This is a genomic window from Ligilactobacillus agilis DSM 20509 (assembly GCF_001436215.1).
Taxonomy (GTDB): Bacteria; Bacillota; Bacilli; order Lactobacillales; family Lactobacillaceae; genus Ligilactobacillus; species Ligilactobacillus agilis.
In genome coordinates, this window is record NZ_AYYP01000061.1 from 54736 (window position 1) to 81424 (window position 26689).

The following is a 26689-nucleotide window of genomic DNA, read 5'->3' on the forward strand; positions in this document are numbered from 1 at the left end:
GGGGAAAGATTTTGGCGCAAAATAAAATTATTGTGCACGGTGCACGAGCTCATAACTTAAAAAACATTGACGTAGAAATTCCTAAAGATAAGTTAGTGGTTGTGACTGGTTTATCCGGTTCGGGTAAAAGTTCGCTAGCATTTGATACCCTATACGCCGAGGGGCAAAGACGGTATGTAGAGAGCTTATCGGCTTATGCCCGCCAGTTTTTAGGTCAGATGGATAAGCCGGACGTTGATTCGATTGACGGCTTATCTCCAGCTATTTCCATTGACCAAAAAACCACCTCCAAAAACCCCCGCTCAACGGTAGGAACGGTTACGGAGATTAATGACTACTTGCGTTTATTATGGGCCCGGGTTGGAAAACCGGTTTGTCCTAATGATGGGCATGAGATTACCAGTCAGTCACCAGAACAAATGGTAAATAAGGTGTTGGCCTTGCCAGAACGGACTAAGTTAATGATTTTGGCACCGATTATTCGGGCTAAAAAGGGGCAACACAAAAAGGTCTTAGAAAAGATTAAGGCCCAAGGGTTTGTCCGGGTAATTATTGATGGGCAAATGCATGACGTTGAAGAGCAGCTTGAATTAGATAAAAACCAACAACATACGATTGACGTAGTGGTTGACCGCATTGTCATCAAAGAGGGGATTCGCTCGCGCTTATTTGATTCCTTTGAAGCGGCCCTTCATCTCTCGGATGGATATGCTAGCGTGCAAATTATTGACGGGGAGTTACTGCAATTTTCTGAAAACTTTGCCTGTGCTTACTGTGGGTTTACTATCGGTGAGCTAGAACCACGCCTTTTTTCTTTTAACGCACCGTTTGGGGCCTGTCCTGACTGCGATGGCTTGGGGATGAAGTTGGAAGTTGACGAAGACTTGGTGGTTCCAGACCGGACTAAAACCTTACGTGAGGGGGCAATGGCACCTTGGAACCCAATTTCATCTAAATACTACCCGAGCTTGTTAGAACAGGCCTGTCAGGCGTTTGGAATTGATATGGATACGCCCTTTGAGAAGTTAGCTAAAAAAGACCAGCAGTTAGTATTATATGGTGACGACAGCCGGGTCTTTCATTTCACCTTTGAAAGTGACTTTGGCGGCTTGCGTGACTTAGATACTAAGTTTGAAGGGGTGATTCCTAACGTTGAGCGGCGCTACCGGGAAACTAATAGTGACTTTACCAGAGACGTAATGCGTCAATATATGACCAGTTTAACTTGCCAGACCTGTCATGGTTACCGGTTAAATAAACAGGCCTTGGCAGTTAAAATTGCGGGCCAACACATTGGGCAAGTTTCTGATTATGCCATCGGTGATAGCTTGAAGTTCTTTAGCAAGTTACAATTTTCTGCGCAAGACGAACAGATTGCTAAACCGATTTTAAAAGAAATTTGTGACCGGCTGACCTTCCTGGAAAACGTCGGTCTTGATTACTTGACCTTAAGCCGGGCTTCAAGAACCTTATCAGGGGGAGAAGCGCAAAGAATTAGGCTAGCCACTCAAATTGGCTCTAACCTCTCCGGAGTAATGTACATTTTGGATGAGCCTTCCATTGGGCTCCACCAACGAGATAACGACCGGTTAATTGCTTCCCTAAAGAAGATGTGTGAACTAGGTAATACCTTGATTGTGGTGGAACACGATGAAGATACCATGAGAGCGGCTGATTATTTAATTGATATTGGTCCTGGAGCGGGGGCTAACGGGGGGCAAATTATGGCTGCCGGCACCCCTAAACAGGTGGCACGCTCTAAAAAGTCGCTAACCGGACAATATTTAGCTGGAAAGAAGTTTATTCCCATTCCAGACCGACGCAGGAGTGGTAATGGCAAGTTTGTTAAAATCTACGGGGCCCAAGAAAATAATTTGAAAAAGCTTGACGTAAGCTTTCCTCTAGGTGAATTTATTGCGGTGACAGGTGTGTCAGGTTCGGGTAAATCAACCTTAGTCAACATGATTTTGGAACGAGCCTTGGCTCAAAAGCTGAACCGCGCCTCCGAAAAGCCAGGTAAATTTACCAAAATCACTGGAACTGAAGCACTCGAAAAGGTGATTAATATTGACCAAAGTCCGATTGGGCGGACACCACGAAGTAACCCGGCAACTTATACCGGAGTTTTTGATGACATTCGAACCCTCTTTGCTCAAACCAACCAGGCCAAGTTACGGGGCTATGGAAAAGGCCGCTTTAGCTTTAACGTTAAGGGGGGCCGCTGCGAAGCCTGCAAGGGGGACGGAATTATTAAGATTGAAATGAACTTCTTGCCGGACGTTTACGTACCGTGTGAAGTCTGTCATGGGAGTCGCTATAACTCCGAAACGTTAGAGGTTGAGTATAAGGGGAAAAATATTGCCCAAATTTTAGAGATGACCGTTGAAGAAGCCTTAGAATTTTTCGAAGCCATTCCGAAGATAAGACGCAAATTGCAGACGATTGTTGACGTAGGGTTAGGTTACGTGGCTCTGGGTCAACCAGCTACCACCCTATCTGGGGGGGAGGCTCAACGGATGAAGTTAGCTTCTGAATTGCACCGTAAGTCTAATGGCAAGACCTTTTATATCTTAGACGAACCAACTACTGGTTTACACAGTGATGATATTAAGCGCCTATTAGAGGTCTTACAGCGCCTAGTTTCAAAGGGAAATACGGTCTTAGTGATTGAGCATAACCTAGATGTAATTAAGACGGCTGATTATCTAATTGACCTTGGACCTGAAGGTGGTGCTGGTGGTGGCACGATTGTGGCTTGCGGTAGTCCTGAGGAAATAGTTAAGGTTAGTGCTAGTTACACTGGTAAGTATCTAAAACCAATCTTAGAAAAGGGCCACTATTTTACGCCCACTGACGAGCAGTAGCCTTGCAATTTTAAGGAAAGGTGCTAGAGTAAAAAGTATCAATACTAGAGGAGTGATTTTTTTGGCTGAAGTAGAAAGTTTTACATTAGATCACACGGCGGTAAAAGCCCCCTATGTTCGTTTAATTACGGTTGAGCAAGGAAAGCATGGTGACGAAATTTCTAACTTTGATTTGCGCTTGGTTCAACCTAACGAAAATGCCATTCCTACAGCAGGGTTGCATACAATTGAACACATGTTGGCTGGTTATTTGCGTGACCACATGGAGGGTGTGATTGATTGTTCACCATTTGGTTGCCGGACAGGTTTTCACCTAATTATGTGGGGAAAGCATGATACGGTAGAGGTTGCAAAGGCTCTGAAGGCTTCTTTGAACGACATTTTAAATGCTTCATGGGAAGATGTTCAAGGCACAGACATTAAGTCTTGTGGTAATTATCGTGATCACTCGCTTTTCTCAGCCCAAGAATGGTGCAAGAAGATTTTGGCCGAAGGGATTTCTTCTGACCCATTTGAAAGAAAAGTTATTTAGGATAAGTTGCTTAATTTAAGGGGTGCTTAGCTTTTGGTTAAATTCAGAAGTTAGGCACTTTTTTTAAGATAGTTATTTTTTGAAGAAACACCCGGCTTGTATGGTATAATTCTTATATTGGCTTTGATTTGGAGTGATTAAAATGACAGAAACACAAAGTTTGGTAATTGTAACAGGAATGAGTGGTGCAGGTAAGACGGTTGCCATGCAATCATTTGAAGATTTAGGGTATTTTTGCGTAGATAATATGCCCCCTAGCTTGTTACCTAAATTTTGGGATTTAGTTAAAGAGTCCGGTAAGGTTAAAAAGGTCGCCCTAGTAATCGACCTGCGTTCGCGGGCATTTTATGATGAAATTGGAGAAATGTTGTCTGAAATGGACGAAACGGACTTTGTTCACAAGAAAATCTTGTTTTTAGATTCTTCAGACGAAGAATTGGTGGCACGGTATAAGGAAACAAGGCGGGCGCATCCCCTTGCAATGGAAGGCCGGATTTTAGATGGGGTTCACCTTGAACGTGAGTTGTTAGCAACGATTAAAGCCCAAGCCCAATTGGTGATTGATACCAGTAAATTGTCACCCCGCCAATTACGTGAAGAAATTTTCCACAATTTTGAAACTAATGACGTGAAGTCATTTCACGTTGAGGTGATGTCTTTTGGTTTTAAGTATGGGCTGCCAATTGACGCTGACATTGTGATGGACGTCCGCTTCTTGCCTAACCCTTATTATGTTGCTGAATTACGTAATAAGACCGGTTTGGACCAAGCAGTAAGTGAGTATGTCATGAACTCTGATACAACGGAAGAATTTTATCAAAGTTTTATTAAGGTGTTAGAAACAGTTTTACCAGGGTATAAACGTGAAGGAAAATCTAGTGTGACGATTGCAATCGGTTGTACGGGGGGACAACACCGGTCTGTAGCATTGGCTGAAAGGATTGGCAAGGCGTTAGCGGCTAACTATCCTGTCAGAATTTCACACCGTGATATGAATAAACGAAAGGAAAGTGTTAACCGCTCATGACAAAATTTACAAGCAAACGTAAGCGGCCTAAGATTGTGGTGATTGGTGGCGGGACAGGCTTGCCTGTGATTTTAAATAGCTTGCATAAGGAAAATGCAGATATCACCGCGGTAGTAACGGTCGCAGATGATGGAGGTTCTTCTGGAATTATCCGCGATTATATTAACGTGGTTCCGCCCGGTGACATTCGTAATGTCTTGGTCTCCCTTTCAGATTTACCCCAGGTTTACAAGGATATTTTTCAGTATCGGTTTGAGTCAAAGGATCAATTCTTTTCGGGACACGCAATTGGTAACCTGGTGATTGCCGCTTTATCCGAGATGAAACAGGGGGATATTTTTAGCTCTGTCCAAGAATTGTCAGAAATGATGAAAGTTGATGGGCATGTTTATCCCGCTGCTAATATCCCCTTGGTTTTAAACGCCCGTTTTAGTGATGGGGCGGTGATTTCTGGTGAAGCTGAGATTACCGCGGCGGGTAAGACTATCACCGATGTTTGGGTAACTACGGGGGATGATTCCCTTCCTGAGGCGCGTCCAGAAGTAATTCAAGCCATCATGGAGGCGGACCAGATTGTTTTAGGACCGGGCAGTTTATTTACCAGCATTTTGCCCAACTTAATGATTAGCAACGTGGGGCAAGCGGTTTGTGAAACCCAGGCTGAAGTGGTGTATATCTGTAATATCATGACCCAAAAGGGTGAAACAGAACGGTTTAGCGATGCAGACCATGTTAGGGTCTTAAACCAGCATTTGAATAAAAAATTTATTAACACGGTATTGGTTAATACGGAACCAGTACCAACAGATTATATGGACAGGCAAAAATATGATGAGTACCTCTACCAAGTCCGCTATGATTTTAAGGGGTTACGAGACCAGGGCTGCCGGGTGATTTCCGACAATTTCCTTTTACTACGGGACCACGGGGTATTTCATGATGGCGATAAGGTAGTAGAGGAGTTAATGCGGCTGATTGGCCAATTGCCTGTTTAGGAAGGAAGGCTAGAGCAGTAGATGTCGTATGCAAGTGAAGTGAAAAAAGAATTAACGATGCTTGAGGTCCATTTTGGAAATGCCAAGGCTGAATTGATGGCCTTAATCCGGATGAATGGCTCTTTGGGAATCTATAACCATAAATTTGTGCTCAATGTTCAAACAGAAAATCCGGCGATTGCCCGGCGAATTTATAAGTTATTGAAACAGTTCTATGATATTGATAGTGAGCTATTGGTTAGACGCAAGATGAAGTTAAAAAAGAATAATCTTTATATTGTGCGCCTAAAGACGGGGTCTGACCATGTTTTAAAGGACCTGGATATCTTGGATGGATTTCAGATTAAGGAGACAGTCCCGCTGAAATTCTTAGATGATGATGCGAAGGTCCGCTCTTATTTACGGGGAGCGTTTTTGGCAGCAGGTTCGGTTAATAATCCGGAAACAAGTCGTTATCATTTAGAAATTTATTCCTTGTACGAAGATCATAATAATACTATTTGCGAAATGATGAATCGCTATGGTTTAAACGCCAGAAAAACGGAGCGGCGTAGCGGCTATATTACCTACCTAAAGGAAGCTGAAAAAATCGCTGACTTCTTATCCTTAATAGGGGCGACTAATTCCATGTTGAAGTTCGAGGATATTAGGATTGTCCGGGATATGCGCAATTCAGTTAACCGGATTGTTAACTGTGAAACGGCTAATATGAATAAAGTTGCTGACGCGGCGCGAAAGCAGATCGAAAATATTGATTATATTGAGCGGACGGTCGGACTCAGTAAGTTGCCGGATAAGTTACAAGCGGTAGCCCAGGCAAGAAAGGCCCACCCAGAGGTGTCGTTAAAGGAATTGGGTGAGTTGGTGGCAGGGGGGCCTATCTCTAAATCCGGCGTGAACCACCGCCTACGTAAGATAAATGAATTTGCCCAAAAATTGCAGGTAAATTAATGTTCAAGCAAGTGGTCAAAAAGTTTGACGTTCTTTGACCAATGTATTAAACTAGCAGTAAAGTCATGAGAGTTCTAAAACATGACGGATAAAAATACTGGGAGGTTTCTCACTATGAATTTAGTTCCAACAGTTATTGAACAATCATCACAAGGTGAACGTGCCTATGATATTTATTCACGTTTATTAAAAGATCGAATTATTATGGTTTCTGGGGAAGTTAATGACGACATGGCTAACGCAATTATTGCGCAGCTTTTGTTCTTAGATGCCCAAGACCCTGAAAAAGACATTTACATGTACATTAATTCTCCAGGTGGCTCTGTTTCAGCTGGATTAGCTATTTACGATACCATGAACTTTGTCAATGCTGACGTGCAAACAATCGTAATGGGGATGGCTGCTTCGATGGCCTCTGTGCTTGCAACAGCCGGGACTAAGGGCAAGCGCTTTGCTTTACCTAACTCTGAAATTATGATTCACCAACCACTAGGTGGAGCCCAAGGGCAATCAACTGAAATTCAAATTGCAGCCGAACACATTTTGAAGACAAGAAAGTTGATTAACCAAATTTTAGCTGATGGATCAGGCCAAGACATTGAAACCATCAATAAAGATACTGAACGTGATAACTTCATGACAGCTCAACAAGCGGTAGAATATGGGTTGATTGACGGAATCATGAAAAACAAGAAAAAAGCTTAAGCTTTAGGTTAAAAAAGACGCGGGCTAATTTAGTCCGCGTCTTTTTTAGGCCCAACTTTTTGTTAAGCGTTTTATATGGTATAATATCTAAGTTAATAAAAAAGGCTAGCACTTACTGCTAGCCTGAGTTATGCGCCACGGGGGAGTCGAACCCTCATTTCAAGAACCGGAATCTTGCGTGCTATCCATTACACTAGCGGCGCGTACTCTTATTATATTATCGTAAGTCATGTAAAATTACAAGTATAAAAATAAATTTTTTTTGGAGGAATTTTAATGGCCCTAGAACAAGGCTTTAGTCAAGAGCAAAGACAGGTGCAAAAACTAGCGATGACGCAGCGGATGCAACAGTCAATTCAAGTATTACGCTACAATGCTGAAGATTTACAAGCTTACCTTAAACAACAGGAACTAGATAACCCTTTTATCAGTGTCAATTTAGCTACCAACTATAATTCCTCACAGGCTGGCGCTGAATCTAAGGATGATTGGCAAACTTATACCAGTGTGCGTAAGCAACAGTCACTGTTTGAGTACTTGTTGGATCAGATTCACTTAACCATGCGTGCAACGCCAATTAGGAAATGGGTCATCTATTTATTAGAGCATTTAGATTCTAACGGTTACCTCCGGTTAGATTTAAAGACCGTTAGCGAAGAACAAGGTGTTAGTGAGATTACTTTACTAGATGCTTTAACTTTACTTCAACGTTTAGACCCACCGGGAGTAGGGGCGCGTAATTTACAGGAATGCTTGTTGCTTCAAATTGAAAATGACGCCCATGCTCCCAAGTTAGCCCAGCAAGTGATTAAAAACGAGTTTGAAGCCTTCGCAGACCGGAAGTGGGAACAAATCGCGAAAAAATTAGGGGTAAGGCTAGCAGAGATTCAGACGGTATTTGATTACGTTAGGACCTTGTCTCCTGCGCCAGGAGCCGCCTATGACCAAAATCAAGTGGGTTACATAATTCCTGATTTAGTCTTGATTGAAACGAACCAACAGCTGGAATTAAAAACAACCAAGTATACGCAACCCCAGCTTGAATTCAAACAGTCATACTATGATCGCTTAGCCAAACAAGATGACCAGGAGGTCAAAAAGTATTTAGCCCAAAAACAAAAGGAATATGAACACCTATATAATGACTTGCTCCAAAGAGGACAGACGCTTTTGCGGGTGGGCCAAGAAATTGTTGACTATCAAAGGGATTTCTTTATAAAAGATGAACACCCCTTAAAGCCACTCTTATTAAGGGATGTTGCCCACAAGTTACAGCTGCATGAATCAACCATCAGCCGGGCGGTTAACGGCAAATATATGCAGACTAGCTTTGGGACCTTTGAACTGAAACACTTCTTCTCACAGGCGGTCAATTATCAAACTGAAACGGGCGAGTCTGTAAGTAGCGATGATGTTCATAAGTATATTAGCGAGCTGGTTGCTAATGAGGACAAGCGCAAGCCTCTATCCGATCAAAAGCTCAGTGAATTATTGAAACAAAAAGAACTAACTGTTTCACGTAGGACGGTTGCTAAATACCGGGAGCAATTAAATATTCCTAGTTCCAGTAAGAGAAAACGGTTTGATTAGCCTTTTAACAGAATTTATTTTGAAATTCAAAGTTAGAGATTATTTGTTAATCGACTAGGAAGTAGGGAAAATGTTCGTTCTTTTAGCTTGAAAGGAAACAAGTTTAAAGTAAAATTCGGGAAAACTGGTAAATGCTTAATTACTTTAAGTATTTACCAGTTTTTTATGAGATTAAAGCGGTCTTTGGCTTGCAAAATATTTCTTTTGTTGCTATAATTTTAATCGTAATTGAGGTGTGGTAACAATTTAACTGATAGGTAGCGATTGTTATTATACTTTGTTTTTTTAACTTACTGGGTCGCTAGACGACACTGTTGGACGTCGAATGTCCCGCGAGAAAGAGGCCATAAGATGCACCAGGAATTAGAATGGATCGAGTTAATCGCCCCTGATATGGTTGATGTTATGAGCCAGCGTTTTATAATCTTGCGTAATATCAGTTGGGCACAGCCGGTTGGTAGACGTTCGCTTGCACAGACCTTAGGAATGAGTGAGCGGGTTTTACGGACCGAGACTGATTTCTTAAAGAAGCAGGAGTTAATCTCTGTCACTAAGTCGGGCATGATTTTAACTGCTAAGGGTCAAGAAACCATTTATGGTTTGACCGGCTTGATGGACCAGCTGTTAGGGCTCCAACAGATGGAAAGAAGATTAAGCAAAGCACTTCACATTAAACGATGCTTGATTGTGTCGGGTGATAGTGATAAACAGCCTCAAGTCATTGATAATATGGGTAAATTAGTCAATGACACTTTAAAAATGTTATTACCTGAAGGACCGAATACGATTGCGGTGATGGGTGGGACAACAATGGCCCAGGTCGCTAATTGTTTGAGTCCCGACTTAAGTAACCAACGTCAGTTAACCTTCGTCCCAGCACGAGGGGGAATTGGTGAACGGGTTGAAATTCAGGCTAATAATGTTTGTGCTCAGATGGCGCTTAAGACCGGGGGTAAACACCGGGCTTTGTATGTGCCAGAGCAGGTGAGCGAGGAAGCTTACCGACCTTTGTTGAAAGAACCTGCTATCCAGGAGGTTGTTTCCTTGATTAGGTCAAGTAATGTTGCAATTCATAGTATTGGCGAGGCAATCCACATGGCCAAGAGACGGGCAATGTCTCCAGAAATAATTGCAATGTTGACTAAGCAAAAGGCGGTAGGTGAGGCCTTTGGATATTTCTTTGATGAAACCGGCAAGATTATTTACCGGATTCCAAGAATTGGGCTTCAATTAGAAGACCTCGCTTCAATGGATTGTGTATTCGCGGTTGCGGGTGGCTCATCCAAAGCTAAGGCAATTCGCGCTTACATGCAACTTGCTCCTTCAAATACATGTCTAATTACGGATGAAGGAGCTGCCAAACTGATTTTAAAAGAGTGATGTTATAGTCGCGTCACTTTTTAAAATAAATTTTTTATTTCCTAAAGGAGGAAATTTTAGTATGACTACTAAAGTAGGTATTAATGGTTTTGGCCGTATCGGTCGTTTAGCTTTCCGTCGTATTGCTGAAGTATCAAATGATTTGGAAGTTGTTGCTATCAACGACTTAACTTCTCCAGCAATGTTAGCACACTTGTTGAAGTATGATACAGCTCATGGCCAATTCGATGCTGAAATTTCAGCAACAGAAAACGCTTTGGTTGTTAACGGTAAGGAAATCCCTGTATACGCAGAAGCAGATGCACGTAACATTCCTTGGGTTAAGAACAACGGTGTTGACTTAGTTCTTGAATCAACTGGTTTCTACACATCTGAAGAAAAAGCTTCAGCTCACTTAGAAGCTGGTGCAAAGAAAGTTTTAATTTCTGCTCCTGCAGGTAAGGTTAAGACTATCGTTTACGGTGTTAACGATGACACATTGACTGCAGACGACAAAATCGTTTCTGCTGCTTCATGTACAACAAACTGCTTAGCACCATTAGCTAAGGCTGTTAACGATGCCTTCGGTATCAAAGCTGGTACTATGACAACTATCCACGCTTACACAGCTACTCAAAAATTACAAGATGGTCCTGACCGTGGTGGTAACGTACGTAACGCACGTGCAGCTGCTCAAAACACAATTCCTCACTCAACTGGTGCTGCTAAGGCTATCGGTTTAGTTGTTCCTGAATTGAACGGTAAGTTAGATGGTCACGCACAACGTGTTCCAGTTATCACAGGTTCATTAACTGAATTAGTTGCAACTCTTGACAAGACTGTTACAGCTGAAGAAGTTAACGAAGCTGTTAAGAAAGTTACTGAAGGTAACGCATCATTCGGTTACAACGCTGATGGTATCGTATCTTCAGACATTATCGGTACAGAATTTGGTTCAGTATTTGACCCAACACAAACTCAAGTTGTTGGTGAAGGTGAAGGCCAAGTTGTTAAGACTGTTGCATGGTACGACAACGAATCAGGTTTCACTGCTCAAATGATCCGTACATTAGAAAAATTTGCAAGCATGCTTTAAAATTTAGCGCTTAGCTAAGATTAAAGTTACTGCAAGTTCGAGGCGGGGGGAGGCAAAACTCCTTCCGCTTTTTGTTTTTCAATCATATATTGGAGGTTTGCTATCAATGGCTAAACTTATTGTTTCAGATTTAGATGTTAAAGACAAAAAAGTCTTAATTCGTGTTGATTTTAATGTTCCTATCAAAGACGGTGTTATCGGTAACGACAACCGGATTGTGGCAGCTTTACCAACAATCAAGTATGTTATCGAAAACGGTGGTAAGGCTATCTTATTCTCTCACTTAGGTCGGGTTAAGACTGAAGATGACAAGAAGAAGTTATCACTTCGTCCAGTTGCAGAACGCTTAGCTGACTTATTGGGCAAGCCTGTTACATTTGTACCTGTAACACGTGGCGCTCAATTAGAAGAAGCTATTGCTGAATTAAATGACGGTGATGTTTTATTAGTTGAAAACACTCGTTTTGAAGACTTAGATGGTAAGAAGGAATCTGGTAACGACCCTGAATTAGGCAAGTACTGGGCTTCATTAGGTGACGTATTCGTAAACGATGCTTTCGGGACAGCACACCGTTCACACGCATCTAACGTTGGTATTGCAAGCAACATGACTCAAGCAGCTGCTGGTTTCTTATTAGAAAAAGAAATCAAGTTCTTGGGTGAAGCAGTTGACGAACCAAAGCGTCCATTCGTTGCTATCTTGGGTGGTGCTAAGGTTTCTGACAAGATTGGCGTTATCAACCACTTATTAGGCAAGGCTGACAAAGTTATTGTTGGTGGTGGGATGACTTACACATTCTACGCAGCTAAGGGTATCAAGATTGGTAACTCTTTAGTTGAAGAAGACAAGATTGAATTAGCTAAGGAATTAATCGAAAAAGCTGGCGACAAGTTAGTTCTTCCAATCGACAACGTTGTTGCTGAAAAATTCGACAACGATGTTCCTAACCAAGTAGTTGAAGGCGATATTCCTGATGGCTACATGGCTTTAGATGTTGGTCCTAAGTCAGTTGCTTTATTCGAAGATGTTCTTAAAGACGCTAAGACAGTTGTTTGGAACGGACCTATGGGTGTCTTTGAAATGAGCAACTACGCTAAAGGTACTTTAGAAGTAGGTAAGTTCTTAGGTGAATTATCTGACGCAACTACAATCGTTGGTGGTGGGGACTCAACTGCTGCCGTTCAACAATTAGGTGTAGCTGACAAGTTAACTCACATCTCTACTGGTGGTGGTGCATCCCTTGAATACCTTGAAGGTAAGACTTTACCAGGGATTGCTGCCGTTTCTGACAAATAATTAATTTGGATTAAATTCCGAAAGGATGGATTATAGTGCGTACACCAATTATCGCAGGTAACTGGAAGATGAACATGAACCCAGTTCAAACTGCTGAATTTGTAAAAGCTGTTAAAGATCAATTACCAGCTAGCTCAGAAGTTGAATCTGTAATCGCTGCTCCTGCAGTTGACTTACCAGCTTTATTAGAAGCTGCTAAGGGTTCAGAATTAAAAGTAGCTGCTGAAAACTGCTACTTTGAAGACGAAGGTGCCTTCACTGGTGAAACTTCACCTAAAGTTTTAAAGGAAATGGGCGTTGACTACGTTGTGATTGGTCACTCCGAACGTCGTGACTACTTCCACGAAACTGACGAAGACATAAACAAGAAAGCTCACGCTATCTTCAAGAATGGTTTAACCCCAATCATTTGCTGTGGTGAATCACTTGAAACTCGTGAAGCTGGTAAGGCTGAAGAATGGGTTGAAGCTCAAGTTACAGCTGCTTTGAAAGACTTAACAGCAGACCAAGTTGCTAGCTTAGTAATTGCTTACGAACCAATTTGGGCTATCGGTACAGGTAAGACTGCTACTGCTGACCAAGCACAAGAAATCTGTGCAGTTGTTCGTCAAACTGTAGCTAAGTTATACAACCAAGAAACAGCTGACAACGTTCGCATCCAATACGGTGGTTCTGTAAAACCAGCTAACGTTAAGGAATTAATGGCTAAAGAAGACATCGACGGTGGTTTAGTTGGTGGTGCTTCATTAGTACCTGATTCATACTTAGCATTAGTTAACTACAAGAACTAATATTTTAACGAAATTAATTGAAAGTCTAAAGGAAAACCTTTAGAATAAAATTGAGAGAATGTTCTCAAGTCAATCAAAACTCAAAGGAGAGTAAAATCAATGTCTGCAATTACAGAAATTTATGCTCGCGAAGTCTTAGACTCACGTGGTAACCCAACAGTTGAAGCTGAAGTTTACACAGAAGCTGGTGCATTTGGTCGCGGTATCGTGCCATCTGGTGCTTCTACTGGTGAACACGAAGCTGTTGAATTACGTGACGGTGACAAGTCTCGTTACCAAGGTAAGGGTGTTTTAAAGGCCGTTGCTAACGTTAACGACGTTATCGCTAAGGAAATCGTTGGCTACGAAGTAACTGATCAAGTTGCTATCGATAAGGCTATGATTGCTTTAGATGGTACACCAAACAAAGGTAAGTTAGGTGCTAACGCTATCTTAGCTGTTTCTATCGCTGTTGCACGTGCTGCTGCAGATGAATTAGAAATGCCATTATACAACTACTTAGGTGGTTTCAACGCTCACGTATTACCAACACCAATGATGAACGTTATCAACGGTGGTGCACACTCAGACAACAAAGTTGACTTCCAAGAATTCATGATTATGCCTGTTGGTGCAAAATCTGTTTCCGAAGCAATCCGTATGGGTTCAGAAACTTTCCACAACTTGAAGAGCTTGTTAGGTGCTGACGGTAAGGTAACTTCTGTTGGTGACGAAGGTGGTTTCGCTCCTGACTTTGCTAACAACGAAGAACCATTACAATACTTAATCAAAGCTATCGAAGCAGCTGGTTACAAGCCAGGTAAGGACATTGCAATCGCAATCGACGTTGCTTCTTCAGAACTTTGGGACACAGAAACTGGCAAGTACAAGTTACGTTGGTCAACTGGTGAAGAATTCACAACTGAAGAATTCATCAACTACCTTGAAGGTTTGACTAACAAGTACCCAATCATCTCAATCGAAGACCCAATCGACGAAAACAACTGGGATGACTGGAAAGCTATCACAGACAAATTGGGCAAGAAGGTTCAATTAGTTGGTGATGACTTCTTCGTTACAAACACACAATACCTACAAAAAGGTATCAAGATGGGTTGCGCAAACTCAATCTTAATCAAGGTTAACCAAATCGGTACTTTAACTGAAACAATGGAAGCTATCGAAATGGCTAAGGAAGCTGGTTACACAGCTATCGTTTCACACCGTTCAGGTGAAACAGAAGACACAACAATTTCTGACTTAGTTGTTGCTACAAACGCAGGCCAAATTAAGACTGGTTCAATGAGCCGGACAGACCGTCTTGCTAAGTACAACCAATTAATGCGGATTGAAGACCAATTGACAAGCACAGTTGCAGAATACAAGGGTATCCACTCATTCTACAACATTAGTGAAGAAGCTCGTCAAAACGTCATCAACAAGTAATTGATTGACATATAGGTGGGAAACCACCAACTTATAAGGGGGCTGGGATTATTTTCCAGCTCTCTTTTTTACATATTAATGATAGAGGTCGGACGATGGAAGAAACGCACAAGAAATTATTATTTGATGTTACGCGCTTACGTTTTATTTTAAAGGGAATTGTGGTTGGTATTTTAGTCGGAATTGTCGTGAGCTTATTTCGGTTAGCGATTGAAAAGTTAATCCTAGTCTCTAAGTGGGGCTTTGCACAAATTCATAATCAACCGTGGTTGGTATTAGTGTGGTTGTTAGTGGCTGTGCTAATTTCTTTTATCGTGGGCAAGCTCATTCAAGGTGATATTGACATTATGGGTTCAGGGATTCCTCAAGTCGAAGGCCAACTTGCCGGTGAGTTAGAAATGAATTGGTGGTCAGTCTTATGGCGAAAGTGGCTCGGGGGCGTCTTGATGATTGGGGCGGGCCTATTCTTAGGAAGAGAGGGTCCGTCCATCCAACTAGGCTCCGCCGTGGGTCAAGGCTTTGCTGAAAAGACCTGCCACGAGGGCACAGGACGAAGGGTCCTAATAGCCGGGGGGGCTGCCGCTGGCTTATCCGCCGCCTTTAACGCCCCAATTGCGGGGACACTGTTTATCCTCGAAGAAGTCTACCATAATTTTTCTCCCCTGGTGTGGACCACGTCTTTAGCTGCAGCTTTGACCGCCAACGCGGTTTCGATGGCCTTTTTTGGCTTAACACCAGTCTTACACATGACCTACCGAACTTCCCTGCCGCTAAAGTATTACCCGTGTTTATTGCTGATGGGGGTTGTTTTGGGGCTTTTAGGTTATCTCTACCAATACCTAACCCTCAATGTAAACAAGGTCTATGCCAAATTAAAGTGGCTTCCCCGGCAGTTTGATTCTCTAATTGCCTTAGCCTTGTTATTACCAATTGGGTTATTGTGGCCTAATACGCTGGGGGGCGGCAACAGTTTAATTATTAGTTTAGGTCACGCTAAGTTGAGCCTGCTAGTTTTATTCGGGTTGTTTGTGCTCAGACTAGGTTTTTCAACCATTTCTTACGGTTCAGGGGTTCCCGGTGGGATTTTCTTACCGATTTTAACCTTGGGAGCCGTGTTAGGAGCCCTGATTGGGAAAGCCTTTTGCTTACTGGGAATTTTTCCTGACTACTTGATTGTCAATTTTATAATTTACGCAATGGCCGGCTACTTTGCATGTATTAGTAAGGCCCCGTTTACCGCCATCTTGTTAATCACGGAAATGGTGGGATCTTTGTCTCACTTGATGCCACTAGCAGTAGTGTCAATCATTGCCTACACCGTGGTTGACGTCTTACGGGGGCGGCCAATTTATGAGGCCATGCTAGCTAATTTACGTCCTAACCCAGATCAAATTCACGGCACGTATGAGGACCGGCTAGAGTTTCCTGTGTTAGCGGGTTCTAAACTGCAAGACCGGCAGGTTAGAGACATTAAGTGGCCTAAGGATTGCCTATTGATTTCGATTAGACGGGGGGAAAATGAACAGATTCCTCATGGCGACACTGTCATTAGGTCAGGCGACACCTTGATTATTTTGACTAACTATGAACAGCGGGCCAAAATTAGAAAACAGATTAATTTTATTACCCAAAATTTAAGCGCCAAGTAAATTGACTAGCATTTTTTAATATTTTATGCTAAATTAGAGTAGATGTAGATTACCTATACGGGTGAGGAGGGTATTAATTGTACAGCACACTCTTAACGTTATTAATCATTGTATCAGTGTTAATCATCATTGCCGTGATGATGCAGCCAGCTAAAACAGACAATGCGTCAAGCGCACTTTCAGGTGGGGCGGCTGATTTATTTAGTAAACAGAAACCTCGAGGCTTTGAAGCATTCATGCAAAAAGTAACCGCCGTGTTAGGTGTGATCTTCTTTGTTTTAGCATTTGCTTTGGTTTACATTTCATCAAACTAGACACAATCAGACCTCCTGCATAGTTCTTTCAGGAGGTTTTTTTAACTATGACAGATTTAAGCAAAATGAGGAATTAGATGGAAAACGAAAAATTAAAACAATTATTGATGAAGCGCTTTGAAGAAGAGCCGGATAATGAATTCACCGTCAAAGAATTAGTAGAATACTTACATATGACTTCGACTGGCCAGTTTAAGTTTGTAGTCAAAGCGTTAGCAGAATTAGAACACGACAAGCTTTTAACATTAAATCAATCTGGGGCATTTACACTTGCAAGGAGTAAGCAACTGCCAACCTACCAAGGTATTTTCCACTCAAACGACCGGGGCTTTGGCTTTGTAACCGTTGAGGAATTAGAAGATGACTTCTTCGTCAATCCAACCCAAACAATGGCCGCTTTAAATGGAGACGAAGTTGAAGTGCAAATGCTAACCCCAGGGGATGCGGCCAAGGGAATGCGGCCTAATGGGAAGGTGGTCCAAATCTCGGGGCATGCTTTAACCCAAGTAGTGGGTGCATTTAATAGTGCACCTGACCAAAATCTACCTAAGGGAATTTTAGGAACCATTCACCTTAAGGATAAGAAACTAGCTAACTACACCTTCTTACTAGAAGAAAATGGCTTGCATCCGGTGGATGGGGAAGTGGTTTTATGCGATATTACTTCCTATCCTGATGCCCACCAGCCTGGAATCTTAAAAGGGGTAGCGGTTAAGGTCATTGGTAATGTTAACGATCCAGGGATGGACATCCTAGAGATTGTTTACCAACATAACATTCCAACCGAATTTCCAGAAGAAGTACTGGAACAAATTGCCCAAATTCCGGACTACGTTACCCCGGAAGAAAAAGTCGGGCGCAGGGATTTGACGGACCAACAGCTAGTTACGATTGATAGTATAGAATCTAAGGACTTAGACGATGCGGTGACCGCCTGGAAACTACCTAACGGTAACTTCCATTTAGGGGTCCACATTGCTGATGTGTCCCACTACGTTCGGCCTAAAACCCCGCTGGATAAGGAAGCCTTTGAACGGGGAACTTCCGTTTACTTAACCGACCGGGTAATTCCAATGTTGCCGCCTAAGTTATCCAACGGAATCTGTTCTTTAAATCCCAAGGTTGAACGGCTGGCAATGTCATGTGAAATGGAGATTACACCTGAAGGACAAGTGGTCAAGCATGAGATCTTCCCATCAGTAATCAAGACTACGGAACGGATGACCTACGTTGCGATTAACAAGATTTTAGAGTCCCATGATGAAAAAATGATGGCCCGTTATCAAGACTTAGTGCCAATGTTTGAAACGATGCATGAACTCCACAAAATCTTAGTTAAGATGAGAAAGCGGCGGGGGGCAATTGACTTTGAGTACCCTGAAGCTAAAATTATCGTGGACGAAGCAGGCCACCCAACCGACATTCAGATTCGGGAACGGGGCATTAGTGAACGGATGGTTGAATCCTTCATGTTAGCAGCCAATGAGACAGTTGCAGCCCACTATAACAAACTACACGTACCGTTTGTTTACCGGATTCACGAAAATCCTGAAGAAGATAAGATTAAGAATTTCTTTGAAATGTTGTCAGGCTTAGGGATTGAAGTGACCGGGAAGGCGGATGCTGTTAGTCCGAAGATGTTGCAAAATATTTTGAAGAAGGTTGCTGGTAAGCCAGAAGAACAAATGGTTCAAACCATGATGCTTCGTTCGATGCAACAGGCCAAGTATGCACCTACGCCGGTGGGACACTTTGGGTTAGGGGCAGAAGATTATACTCATTTCACCTCACCAATTCGGCGTTACCCCGACTTAATGGTGCACCGGTTAATTCGTTACTATGAAGACCACGGTAAGAATAATGATTACCAAGAAAAACTGCCTGAAATTACCACCCATAGCTCAGAGATGGAACGGCGTGCAATTGATGCTGAACGCGATACCGATGCGATGAAGAAGGCCGAGTACATGGCCGACCACGTAGGTGAAGAATTTGACGCAGTTGTCAGCTCTGTAACTAAGTTTGGGATGTTTATTGCCCTTCCGAACACGGTTGAAGGCTTAATTCACATTAGTGAGCTGCAAGGGGATTTTTACGTCTTCTTAGAAAAGCAGTTAGCTTTAGTCGGACGTCGGACCAAGCGGACCTTTAGAATTGGCCAATCTGTTAGGGTTAAACTTACCAACGTCAACGTTGAGCAAAAGGAAATTGACTTTAGCCTCTTAGATGCAGACAAGGCCCCTCAGACCAATTTATTAGACGGAGTCGAACTTCCGGCTGAACCAAAGCGGCGCTTCAACCGTAACCGGGATGACAAGCGCTATAATGGTAACCGCAAAAATGACCGGGGCAATAAGCGTTACGGCAATAACCGCAACGCAAACCGGTCAAATAATGGCGGAAAAAACAAGAAGCCTTTTTACAAGGGCAATAAGAAGGCTAATAAATTCCACAGATAGGAGGAATTTTAATGGCTAAAAAAAGCAGTCCAAAAGACAAGCCCTTAGCCCAAAATAAGAAAGCTAGTCATGACTACCATATCTTAGACACGATTGAAGCCGGAATTGTCTTAACCGGTACAGAAATCAAGTCGATACGGGCAGCGCGAATCAACCTTAAGGATGGCTTTGCTCAAATTAAAAATGGCGAAGCTTGGTTAATGAACGTGCACATTTCTTTGTATGATCAAGGTAACCAGTTCAACCATGACCCTTTGCGCAACCGGAAGCTGCTCTTGCATAAAAAGCAAATCAACCAGCTAGCCGGTGAAATTAGCAAGAAGGGGGTCACCTTGGTGCCTTTAAAAGTCTATATCAAAAACGGCTTTGCCAAGGTGCTCTTAGGGCTTGCTCAAGGTAAGCACGACTATGATAAGCGCGAATCAATCAAGAAACGCGACCAAGAACGAGAAATTCGGCGGACGCTTAAAAACTACCGGTAGTAGTAAATAAGCCACCACTTAAAGTAAGAATTCTTACTTTAAGTGGTGGCTTATTTTCATGGCTTAGATAGCCCGCATTAGGTGATGGTAACGGTGGCTACCAATTTGTAAAGTGTCGGTTTGCTTGAAGCCAAGCTTGCGATAAAGCTTCTTAGCCTTGGGGTTGGTGAGGTCGACATCGAGGCTGACCTTAGTTTTGCCACAGCGAGCCGCAATTTTAGGCAAACGTTTTAAAAGGGCGGTGGCGATTCCTAGCCCCCTAAACTTAGGTTTAACGGCTAAAGAATCTAGGTACCACTCGGTTTTAGTCAGTTGACTATCATCGTTGTCATAGAGGCTCTCATAGGCGGGAAGCCCGACTTTAGGGAAGTAGTGACAGAGTAGTTCGTCAATGTCACCATCGGCTTGGCTAGGGTAACCAAAGGCCATCCCGGCCACTTCGCCATCAACTTCGGCTACAATGATTTGACCCTTGCTTAGGCGGCACTCCTTAGTTTTAAAACTTAATTCTAAAGCTAAATTGAGGCGCTGCTGGTTGAGATTGCGCAGCTTTTTGAGTTCCATTTGCTTGAGAATAATCCTAAAGAGTGCCCGTATCTGGGGGGCGTCGTCGCTAGTAGCTGGTCTAATTAACAAAATAATTCGCTTCTTTCTGATTAAAGTTTATAATTAATTTAATGAATATAACTGAGGTTTAGGAGGGGGTCATTTTCTTTAGAGCCACCTTTTAGGCCACCTTTAGCCCAAAAATCTAAGATGGCGACGATGCACAGGCAGAGGGCCTCATCGTTTATGTCGGCAATCGTTAATTCGAGGTAGTTGCCACTTGCCAGTTCGACCTCGTGTAAACTAAGAACGCACCGACGGCCATGGTAGATTTTATAATTAAAGGTTAAGGAGTTGCCTAAGATGAGCCAATTGAGTTTTTTAACAAAGAGCATCTCGGTCCCTAAGCCGTAGTAACGCCTTAAAGATCCGACTAGCTTACGGTCGGAAAACAGCTCAAACTTAGGCCAAAAACCTAGGGAACGTTGTTTGATTTCGGCCTTTAAGTCGCCATTACTGGAGTAAACAGATAAGACGGCAGGATGCATCCCCCAGCGTCCCGTCAAAAAGTAGCAGGCCAAGCCGCGTTCATCTTTAACCGTAGTTGTTCCGGTGCCTGTTAAGTTTTCACGTTTGGTATAGAGATTACGCACAGCTAGCCCCTCACTTTCCTAGTTTTCTGCTAAGACTTCTTTAATCGCGTGGCCTACACCATTGTCAGTATTTTTCTTGGCTAGGCGCTTAGCAATTTGCTTAACTTCGGTGCTCCCATTGCCCATAGCGTATGAAACTCCGGCCACTTCCAGCATAGAAACGTCATTATTGTTATCGCCGATAGCCATGACGTTATCCATTGGAATGTTCAAACTATCAGCAAAGGCTTGGAGAGCCACCCCTTTTTGGGCGTTGATATGATTGATTTCAATGTTGGAATCGGAAGAAGAAGTGACTTTTAAGGCTGGGTTAGCTGATAATTCTGCCCGAATTGGATCTAAGACTGGCCGCCCTTCTTGACTAAAGGCAACAATCTTTAAAATTGGCATGTGGGGATCGTCAATTAAAGTAAAGTAGTCATCAATATAATTGATATTCATCAATTCTAGGCGGGCAGAAGCTAGGGTGACCGCCAGTTTATAAGGTGTGTCGGGGTTGACCCTAGTTAAAAGTTCTGCAAAGTTAGCAATACGACTAGCCTTATTATCTGAGTAAACGCCCGTAGAGGTAACTAGCTCAAAGTATAGGCCCTTTTTCTTGAGCTTGAGGCAAATTTTTCGGGCTAGTTGGTCTGGTAAGGCAACGGTATTTAAAAGCTTGCCCGCTGCCGTGAAGGTTTGGGCCCCATTAATCGTGATTAGTGGACAGGTTAGGTCGACCTTGTCTAAGAGGGGTTTAACCTCCGCGTAAGCCCGGCCTGTAGAAACGATAAAATGCACACCTTTGGCTTGGGCTTCCTTGATTGCAGCTGCATTAAAGTCAGAAATCACCATTTCATCGTTTAGCAAAGTACCATCCATATCTGAAGCAATAATTTGAATCATAACTCTAACCTCGCTTATTTGAAGTATATACTTATATTTTAACATGAACGTGGCTTTTTTTTAACTGAAGCAATTTTGCCGCGAGCGGACACTGATTTTTAAGCAAATTTATGTTAGAATTAAAGGCGAGGTGTTCATAATGAAAACGTTTATCCACAATGATTGGCAAGAGGTATTAGGCTCACAATTTGAATCAGCCTACTATGCTCATTTGCACAATTTTTTAAAAAGTGAATATCAGCATTATACTATTCATCCTGATATGTATCATATCTTTGAAGCGTTCGAGTGGACGCCTTTTTCCAAAGTTAAAGTGGTTATCTTGGGACAAGACCCATATCATGGTCCTAACCAAGCTCACGGCTTGAGCTTTTCGGTTTTGCCGGGGGTAAAAGTACCACCATCATTGCAAAACATTTATAAGGAATTGCAGGCAGATTTAGGTTATCCACCGGTAAATCATGGTTACTTAGAAAAATGGGCAAAGCAAGGGGTATTGTTGTTAAACTCGGTTCTGACCGTGAGGGATGGTCAGGCCTTTTCCCACCGCAATCAAGGTTGGGAACAGCTGACTGATGCAGCGATTGCAGCCTTATCAGCCCGGCCTAAACCAGTGGTCTTTATTTTATGGGGGAAAGCGGCGCAAGCTAAGCAAGCCTTGATAGATCAAAGCCAAAATATTATCATCAAGTCAGCTCACCCGAGCCCACTTTCTGCTAACCGGGGCTTTTTTGGTTCGCGTCCGTTCTCAAAAACCAATGATGCTTTGATGGCAATGGGAGAAAAGCCGATTGATTGGCAGTTGCCCGCAGAGGTAACGGCTAAATAGTCTTATTTTTTGGAGGGATTTTCATGGACTTATTCGATAGTTTAAAAGAAAAAATTCGCGGAAAAAATATTAGCTTAGTTTTTCCAGAAGGAGATGACACCCGGATTGTCACGGCTGCTGTTCGCTTAGCCAAGGAAAAATTAGTTCACCCGGTAGTTTTGGGAAATAAGGATGAGGTTAAAAAGTTGGTTGAATCCAACGGTTATACCCTAACTGATGATGTAGAAATCCTAGATCCAACCACCTATCCTGAAGCCGATTTTGAAGCCATGGTCCAAGCCTTTGTAGAAAGACGTAAGGGCAAAAATACGGCTGAACAAGCGCGCCAAATGTTACGGGACGTTAACTACTTTGGAACTATGTTAGTTTATATGAAAAAGGTGGATGGCTTAGTTTCTGGGGCTAAACATCCAACTGGAGATACGGTTCGTCCCGCCCTCCAAATTATTAAAACCCACCCAGGGGTTAGCCGGACTAGTGGGGCCTTTATCATGTCCCGCAATGATGGTAAGGAACGCTATCTATTTGCCGACTGCGCCATCAATATCAACCCAAATGCCCAAGAATTGGCTGAAATTGCAGTTGAAAGTGCTAAGACAGCCCGCTTATTTGACATTGAACCAAGGGTAGCCATGCTGAGCTTTTCAACCAAGGGATCTGCTAAGTCAGATGAAGTTACCAAGGTGGTAGAAGCTACGAAGTTGGCCCATGAATTAGCCCCTAACGAAGAAATTGATGGGGAATTACAATTTGACGCAGCCTTCGTGCCAGTTGTCGCTGCGCAAAAGGCTCCTCATTCAGAAGTAGCGGGGAAGGCTAACGTCTTTGTTTTCCCAGAACTACAATCGGGTAACATTGGCTACAAGATGGCACAACGGTTTGGGGGCTTTGATGCAGTTGGTCCTATCTTACAAGGGTTAAATGCCCCTGTGTCCGACCTTTCACGGGGTTGCAATTCCCAAGAAGTCTTTGACGTGGCCTTACTTACAGCTGCACAAGCAACGGTTTAATTGAGGATGAGAGAGTATGAGAATAGTTGCAACTAATCCTGATCAAACCCAGGCCGTCGGTAAAAAGTTAGCTGCCTTACTCCAGCCAGGGGATTTAATCCTCTTAGCCGGGGATTTAGGGGCTGGCAAAACGACTTTTACTAAGGGCTTGGCGCTAGGTCTAGGGATTAAGCGTAATATTAAAAGCCCAACCTTTACTCTGATCAGGGAGTATAAGGAGGGGCGGCTTCCCCTTTATCATATGGATGTCTACCGGTTAGAAGACGGTGGAGCCGAAGATTTAGGTTTGGAAGAATACTTCAATGGTGACGGTGTCAGTGTCGTTGAATGGGCTAGCTTTATTCCCGAAGAACTACCAGCTGAATATTTAGAAATTCGGTTAAATAAAGACGAAACTGATGACAATAAGCGTTATATAGACTTTAACGCCCAGGGTAAGCATTATGAGAAGTTAGTGGCTAAATTAGCCGAATAAAAGAAAGTGGGTCGTGGATTATGGCTAATCTGCGGGCCACTTTTTTATAAATGAGATGTTTATAAAAGTTTTACAGTTACGGTTAAGATTTTTTTATATAATGGTAAGGGAAGGTTAAAATTTAAAAAAGGAGGAGACACTTTGAAAAACTTTTTCGTAAAGGCTAAGCTAGCGCTAGAAAAACGCTTAACGCTCTTGAAAATTGTTTTTGTGTTATCAGTGTTAGTCTTTGTCATTAATGCAATTAGTCGCATTTTGAAGGGAACGGATTGGCAGTTAGTCAGTCAACAACTGATGGGGCGCTCACTAGGGCAGTTAGCCCTCCTATTATTTGGGGGCTTGCTGGCGGTCAGCCCGATGCTAATCTATGATTTTTCAATTGTTAAATTTTTACCGGGAAAATATTCCCGCGCCTATATTATTAAAAGTGGCTGGATTACAAACACGATTACAAACATTGCTGGCTTTGGTGGGGTATTAGGGGCTACCTTGCGCGCTAGTTTTTATAGTAAGGGTGCTAGTAAAAAACAGATTTTTTACGCCTTATCTAAGATTGCCCTCTTCTTATTAGCGGGCTTATCGCTGTTGTCATGGCTAGCCTTACTGTTAATTTATGGCTTTGATTTAGGCGAGCACCTGGCTAATTACGGCTTATGGTTAATCGGAGGGGCCCTGTATTTTCCCTTGCTGTTTATTGTAACTAAGTTTAAGAACAATGGCTTTTTTGCCGATTTAAGTTTACGGCAGGAATTGACCCTCACGGTGGGATCGACTTTAGAATGGTTATTTGTGGCTGGCTTTTTCTTATTAGTTGGGCGCATTTTAGGGGTTAACCATGATTTAACTGCCATTTTTTGTCTGTATATTATCGCTTCGATTTTAGGGATTGTCTCGATGTTACCAGGGGGGTTAGGCTCTTTTGACGTCTTCATGTTAATTGGGATGGCAACCTTTGGTATTAACCGGGAGTTAGCTTTAACCTGGTTATTATACTTCCGGATTTTCTATTACATTGTGCCCGTAATGGTTGGGCTAGCCTTTTTGGTTCACAGTATGGGTGGTCGGATTAATGACTACTTTGATGGGATTCCGCAGACCTTTTTGGCGACGCTGGCCCACCGGATTTTAACAATCTTCCTGTATTTTTCAGGGATTTTTATGTTGATGGAATCGGCGGTACCAAGTCTAACCGTTTCAAACAAGGTCTTGGTTAGGTTTTATCCCTACACCTTTTTCTTCTTGCACCAACTAACCAATATCTGCTACGCCTTTATTCTCTTAGGGCTAGCACGGGGGATTCAAGCCAAGGTAAAAAAGGCCTACTGGCCGATGTTAGCCGTCCTATTGGTTGGCATCATTAACACCTTATTCCAAGATTGGAGCTTGAGTTTAACCATCTATTTGGGGATTGTGTTGGCAATCACGCTCTTTTCCAAGAAGGCCTTATACCGGCAAAAGTTCCAATACTCGTTAGGGTCATTGGCCTTTGACGGCGTTATCTTTATCGGCAGCTTCTTACTGTATGTCGTTATCGGGGTGATTAACGCGCCTGCTTACAGTAATAAGCATAAAATTCCGTCCGTGCTCTTTTTTCCCGGTCAACAGTTATGGCTGTCCGGCCTAATCGGGATTGGAATTGCGGTGATTATTTTATACTTTATCATGCAGTATCTAACTACTGGCCGCGATCCTTTTGTTGACCGTGACTTTGAAAGTGAACGGGTTAAGCAGGTGATTGAAACCTTTGGGGGAAATGAGACTAGTCACCTGGCCTTCTTGCGGGATAAGAACTTTTATTTTTACCAAGTAGACGGAGTCGACCAGCTTTTTTTCATGTACCGGCGTAAAAACGATAAGCTCATCATCATGGGTGAACCGGTAGGTAACCAAGCTTATCAAGAAGAAGCCCTGCAAAGTTTCTTACACCAAGCTGATCTTTATGGCTATGAGTTAGTCTTTTATGAAGTGGGTAAGGACTACACCATGCTTTTACACGAGTACGGCTTTGACTTCCTAAAGACCGGGGAAGATGGGTTAGTAGAATTGGACAAATTTACCTTGGTCGGGAAAAAGCAGCGGGCGCAACGGGCCTTGATGAATAAGTTTGAGCGGGAAGGCTATGTCTTTTCGCTAGCACCTAACCCTTTGTCTAACGAATTACTAGCAGAAATGAAGCGCGTTTCAGATGAATGGCTTAACGGTCAAGTCGAAAAGGGCTTTTCTTTAGGTTTCTTTGATGAATACTATTTAAACCAAGCACCGGTGGCATTAGTCCGAGATGCTGAGGGGACCCTGGTTGCCTTTGCTAGCATGATGCCAACTGGGGGAAAAGAAATTCTAACGATTGATCTGATGCGGCACAGCAAGGACGCGCCCTCAGGGATTATGGACGAAATCTTCATTAGCCTCTTTAAGTATGGTCAAGAAGAGGGCTACACTTATTTTGACTTAGGGATGGCACCTTTATCAAACGTGGGCCAATCTAAGTTCTCCTTTATCGAGGAACGAGTTGCTCACCTAATTTATCAATATGGCTATAAGTTATATGGTTTCCAAGGGTTGCGGGCTTACAAGAACAAGTACGCAACTGGATGGCACCCTAAATATACGGCCTACCGTAAGAAGAGCTCGCTACTATCCACAATGTGGCAAGTAATTATGGTGGTTAACCAGCGGGCTGATTACCGGACCGCTAACGGGGGGAAAAAGCAGCTGCCATTTATCCCTAAATTTTTACAACCTTAGGAGAAATTTG

Annotated in this window: 23 protein-coding genes and 1 tRNA gene; 20 read left to right on the forward strand and 4 right to left on the reverse strand. The window is 42.8% G+C overall.

The features are described 5' to 3' along the window. The first annotated feature begins 11 nt into the window (after positions 1-11). From uvrA to clpP, 6 genes are all read left to right on the forward strand, one after another. Entirely contained in the window at positions 12-2864 is a 2853-nt protein-coding gene (uvrA, locus tag FC14_RS07660) for an excinuclease ABC subunit UvrA (RefSeq protein WP_056977159.1), read from the forward strand. A 61-nt stretch (positions 2865-2925) separates the two neighbouring features. Further along, positions 2926-3396, forward strand: a complete 471-nt coding sequence (locus FC14_RS07665) for an S-ribosylhomocysteine lyase (RefSeq protein WP_050611687.1) — start codon at positions 2926-2928, stop codon at positions 3394-3396. Between the two features lie 142 nt (positions 3397-3538). Continuing rightward, entirely contained in the window at positions 3539-4423 is an 885-nt protein-coding gene (gene rapZ, locus FC14_RS07670; protein ID WP_056977161.1) for an RNase adapter RapZ, read from the forward strand. Next, entirely contained in the window at positions 4420-5418 is a 999-nt protein-coding gene (locus FC14_RS07675) for a gluconeogenesis factor YvcK family protein (protein WP_056977163.1), read from the forward strand. The genes rapZ and FC14_RS07675 overlap by 4 nt, the downstream gene beginning before the upstream one ends. Before the next feature lie 21 nt (positions 5419-5439). Continuing rightward, entirely contained in the window at positions 5440-6369 is a 930-nt protein-coding gene (whiA, locus tag FC14_RS07680; RefSeq protein ID WP_056977165.1) for a DNA-binding protein WhiA, read from the forward strand. Between the two features lie 114 nt (positions 6370-6483). Then, on the forward strand, positions 6484-7074 hold the full coding sequence (clpP, locus tag FC14_RS07685; RefSeq protein WP_056977166.1) for an ATP-dependent Clp endopeptidase proteolytic subunit ClpP: 591 nt from the start codon (positions 6484-6486) through the stop codon (positions 7072-7074). A 131-nt stretch (positions 7075-7205) separates the two neighbouring features. Here the strand turns inward: clpP and FC14_RS07690 are convergent. Further along, a tRNA-Arg gene (locus FC14_RS07690) sits at positions 7206-7277 on the reverse strand. Between the two features lie 73 nt (positions 7278-7350). Between FC14_RS07690 and rpoN the strand changes: the two genes are divergently transcribed. From rpoN to smpB, 10 genes are all read left to right on the forward strand, one after another. Beyond that, positions 7351-8664, forward strand: a complete 1314-nt coding sequence (rpoN, locus tag FC14_RS07695) for an RNA polymerase factor sigma-54 (RefSeq protein ID WP_056977167.1) — start codon at positions 7351-7353, stop codon at positions 8662-8664. A 351-nt stretch (positions 8665-9015) separates the two neighbouring features. Beyond that, positions 9016-10044: a sugar-binding transcriptional regulator gene (locus FC14_RS07700; RefSeq protein ID WP_056977168.1), complete on the forward strand. Its 1029-nt coding sequence runs from the start codon at positions 9016-9018 to the stop codon at positions 10042-10044. 61 nt (positions 10045-10105) lie between these two features. After that, positions 10106-11119 carry a type I glyceraldehyde-3-phosphate dehydrogenase gene (gene gap / locus FC14_RS07705; RefSeq protein WP_050611680.1) on the forward strand — a complete coding sequence of 338 codons (1014 nt, stop codon included), beginning with the start codon at positions 10106-10108 and terminating at the stop codon, positions 11117-11119. A 106-nt stretch (positions 11120-11225) separates the two neighbouring features. Then, positions 11226-12416, forward strand: a complete 1191-nt coding sequence (locus FC14_RS07710; RefSeq protein WP_050611679.1) for a phosphoglycerate kinase — start codon at positions 11226-11228, stop codon at positions 12414-12416. Between the two features lie 32 nt (positions 12417-12448). Beyond that, complete coding sequence (gene tpiA, locus FC14_RS07715; protein WP_277922868.1) at positions 12449-13207, forward strand: triose-phosphate isomerase; 759 nt, start codon at positions 12449-12451, stop codon at positions 13205-13207. A gap of 99 nt (positions 13208-13306) precedes the next feature. Then, positions 13307-14632 carry a phosphopyruvate hydratase gene (gene eno / locus FC14_RS07720; protein ID WP_050611677.1) on the forward strand — a complete coding sequence of 442 codons (1326 nt, stop codon included), beginning with the start codon at positions 13307-13309 and terminating at the stop codon, positions 14630-14632. 95 nt (positions 14633-14727) lie between these two features. Next, entirely contained in the window at positions 14728-16281 is a 1554-nt protein-coding gene (locus tag FC14_RS07725) for a ClC family H(+)/Cl(-) exchange transporter (RefSeq protein WP_056977169.1), read from the forward strand. Positions 16282-16358: 77 nt separating this feature from the next. Then, entirely contained in the window at positions 16359-16595 is a 237-nt protein-coding gene (gene secG, locus FC14_RS07730) for a preprotein translocase subunit SecG (RefSeq protein WP_056977170.1), read from the forward strand. Between the two features lie 77 nt (positions 16596-16672). Next, complete coding sequence (gene rnr / locus FC14_RS07735) at positions 16673-19054, forward strand: ribonuclease R (RefSeq protein ID WP_056977172.1); 2382 nt, start codon at positions 16673-16675, stop codon at positions 19052-19054. Positions 19055-19065: 11 nt separating this feature from the next. Further along, on the forward strand, positions 19066-19536 hold the full coding sequence (gene smpB, locus FC14_RS07740) for an SsrA-binding protein SmpB (RefSeq protein ID WP_056977173.1): 471 nt from the start codon (positions 19066-19068) through the stop codon (positions 19534-19536). Positions 19537-19599: 63 nt separating this feature from the next. Here smpB and FC14_RS07745 read toward each other — a convergent pair whose 3' ends face one another. The 3 genes from FC14_RS07745 to FC14_RS07755 are packed head-to-tail and all read right to left on the reverse strand — an operon-like array spanning position 19600 to position 21620. Next, positions 19600-20172: a GNAT family N-acetyltransferase gene (locus FC14_RS07745; protein WP_056977175.1), complete on the reverse strand. Its 573-nt coding sequence runs from the start codon at positions 20170-20172 to the stop codon at positions 19600-19602. Between the two features lie 38 nt (positions 20173-20210). Then, positions 20211-20735: an LURP-one-related/scramblase family protein gene (locus FC14_RS07750; protein WP_056977177.1), complete on the reverse strand. Its 525-nt coding sequence runs from the start codon at positions 20733-20735 to the stop codon at positions 20211-20213. A gap of 18 nt (positions 20736-20753) precedes the next feature. Then, the gene (locus FC14_RS07755) at positions 20754-21620 is read right to left on the reverse strand and encodes a Cof-type HAD-IIB family hydrolase (RefSeq protein ID WP_056977179.1); all 867 of its coding nucleotides are present in this window, start codon (positions 21618-21620) and stop codon (positions 20754-20756) included. Positions 21621-21759: 139 nt separating this feature from the next. On the opposite strand from FC14_RS07755, the gene FC14_RS07760 reads away from it, so the two are divergent. The 4 genes from FC14_RS07760 to mprF all read left to right on the forward strand — a co-directional run bounded on the left by FC14_RS07760 (position 21760) and on the right by mprF (position 26679). After that, the gene (locus FC14_RS07760) at positions 21760-22449 is read left to right on the forward strand and encodes a uracil-DNA glycosylase (RefSeq protein ID WP_056977180.1); all 690 of its coding nucleotides are present in this window, start codon (positions 21760-21762) and stop codon (positions 22447-22449) included. 23 nt (positions 22450-22472) lie between these two features. Beyond that, entirely contained in the window at positions 22473-23459 is a 987-nt protein-coding gene (gene pta, locus FC14_RS07765) for a phosphate acetyltransferase (protein ID WP_056977182.1), read from the forward strand. 16 nt (positions 23460-23475) lie between these two features. Beyond that, entirely contained in the window at positions 23476-23934 is a 459-nt protein-coding gene (gene tsaE / locus FC14_RS07770) for a tRNA (adenosine(37)-N6)-threonylcarbamoyltransferase complex ATPase subunit type 1 TsaE (protein ID WP_056977184.1), read from the forward strand. Positions 23935-24075: 141 nt separating this feature from the next. Next, entirely contained in the window at positions 24076-26679 is a 2604-nt protein-coding gene (gene mprF, locus FC14_RS07775; RefSeq protein WP_056977185.1) for a bifunctional lysylphosphatidylglycerol flippase/synthetase MprF, read from the forward strand. The last annotated feature ends 10 nt before the right edge of the window (positions 26680-26689 follow it).

Bases quoted from the DNA above. Each gene is read 5' to 3' on its own strand.
- rapZ (WP_056977161.1), top strand. From the start codon at position 3,539: ATGACAGAAACACAAAGTTTGGTAATTGTAACAGGAATGAGTGGTGCA.
- FC14_RS07675 (WP_056977163.1), top strand. From the start codon at position 4,420: ATGACAAAATTTACAAGCAAACGTAAGCGGCCTAAGATTGTGGTGATT.
- whiA (WP_056977165.1), top strand. From the start codon at position 5,440: ATGTCGTATGCAAGTGAAGTGAAAAAAGAATTAACGATGCTTGAGGTC.
- clpP (WP_056977166.1), top strand. From the start codon at position 6,484: ATGAATTTAGTTCCAACAGTTATTGAACAATCATCACAAGGTGAACGT.
- rpoN (WP_056977167.1), top strand. From the start codon at position 7,351: ATGGCCCTAGAACAAGGCTTTAGTCAAGAGCAAAGACAGGTGCAAAAA.
- FC14_RS07700 (WP_056977168.1), top strand. From the start codon at position 9,016: ATGCACCAGGAATTAGAATGGATCGAGTTAATCGCCCCTGATATGGTT.
- gap (WP_050611680.1), top strand. From the start codon at position 10,106: ATGACTACTAAAGTAGGTATTAATGGTTTTGGCCGTATCGGTCGTTTA.
- FC14_RS07710 (WP_050611679.1), top strand. From the start codon at position 11,226: ATGGCTAAACTTATTGTTTCAGATTTAGATGTTAAAGACAAAAAAGTC.
- eno (WP_050611677.1), top strand. From the start codon at position 13,307: ATGTCTGCAATTACAGAAATTTATGCTCGCGAAGTCTTAGACTCACGT.
- FC14_RS07725 (WP_056977169.1), top strand. From the start codon at position 14,728: ATGGAAGAAACGCACAAGAAATTATTATTTGATGTTACGCGCTTACGT.
- rnr (WP_056977172.1), top strand. From the start codon at position 16,673: ATGGAAAACGAAAAATTAAAACAATTATTGATGAAGCGCTTTGAAGAA.
- smpB (WP_056977173.1), top strand. From the start codon at position 19,066: ATGGCTAAAAAAAGCAGTCCAAAAGACAAGCCCTTAGCCCAAAATAAG.
- FC14_RS07755 (WP_056977179.1), bottom strand. From the start codon at position 21,620: ATGATTCAAATTATTGCTTCAGATATGGATGGTACTTTGCTAAACGAT.
- FC14_RS07760 (WP_056977180.1), top strand. From the start codon at position 21,760: ATGAAAACGTTTATCCACAATGATTGGCAAGAGGTATTAGGCTCACAA.
- pta (WP_056977182.1), top strand. From the start codon at position 22,473: ATGGACTTATTCGATAGTTTAAAAGAAAAAATTCGCGGAAAAAATATT.
- tsaE (WP_056977184.1), top strand. From the start codon at position 23,476: ATGAGAATAGTTGCAACTAATCCTGATCAAACCCAGGCCGTCGGTAAA.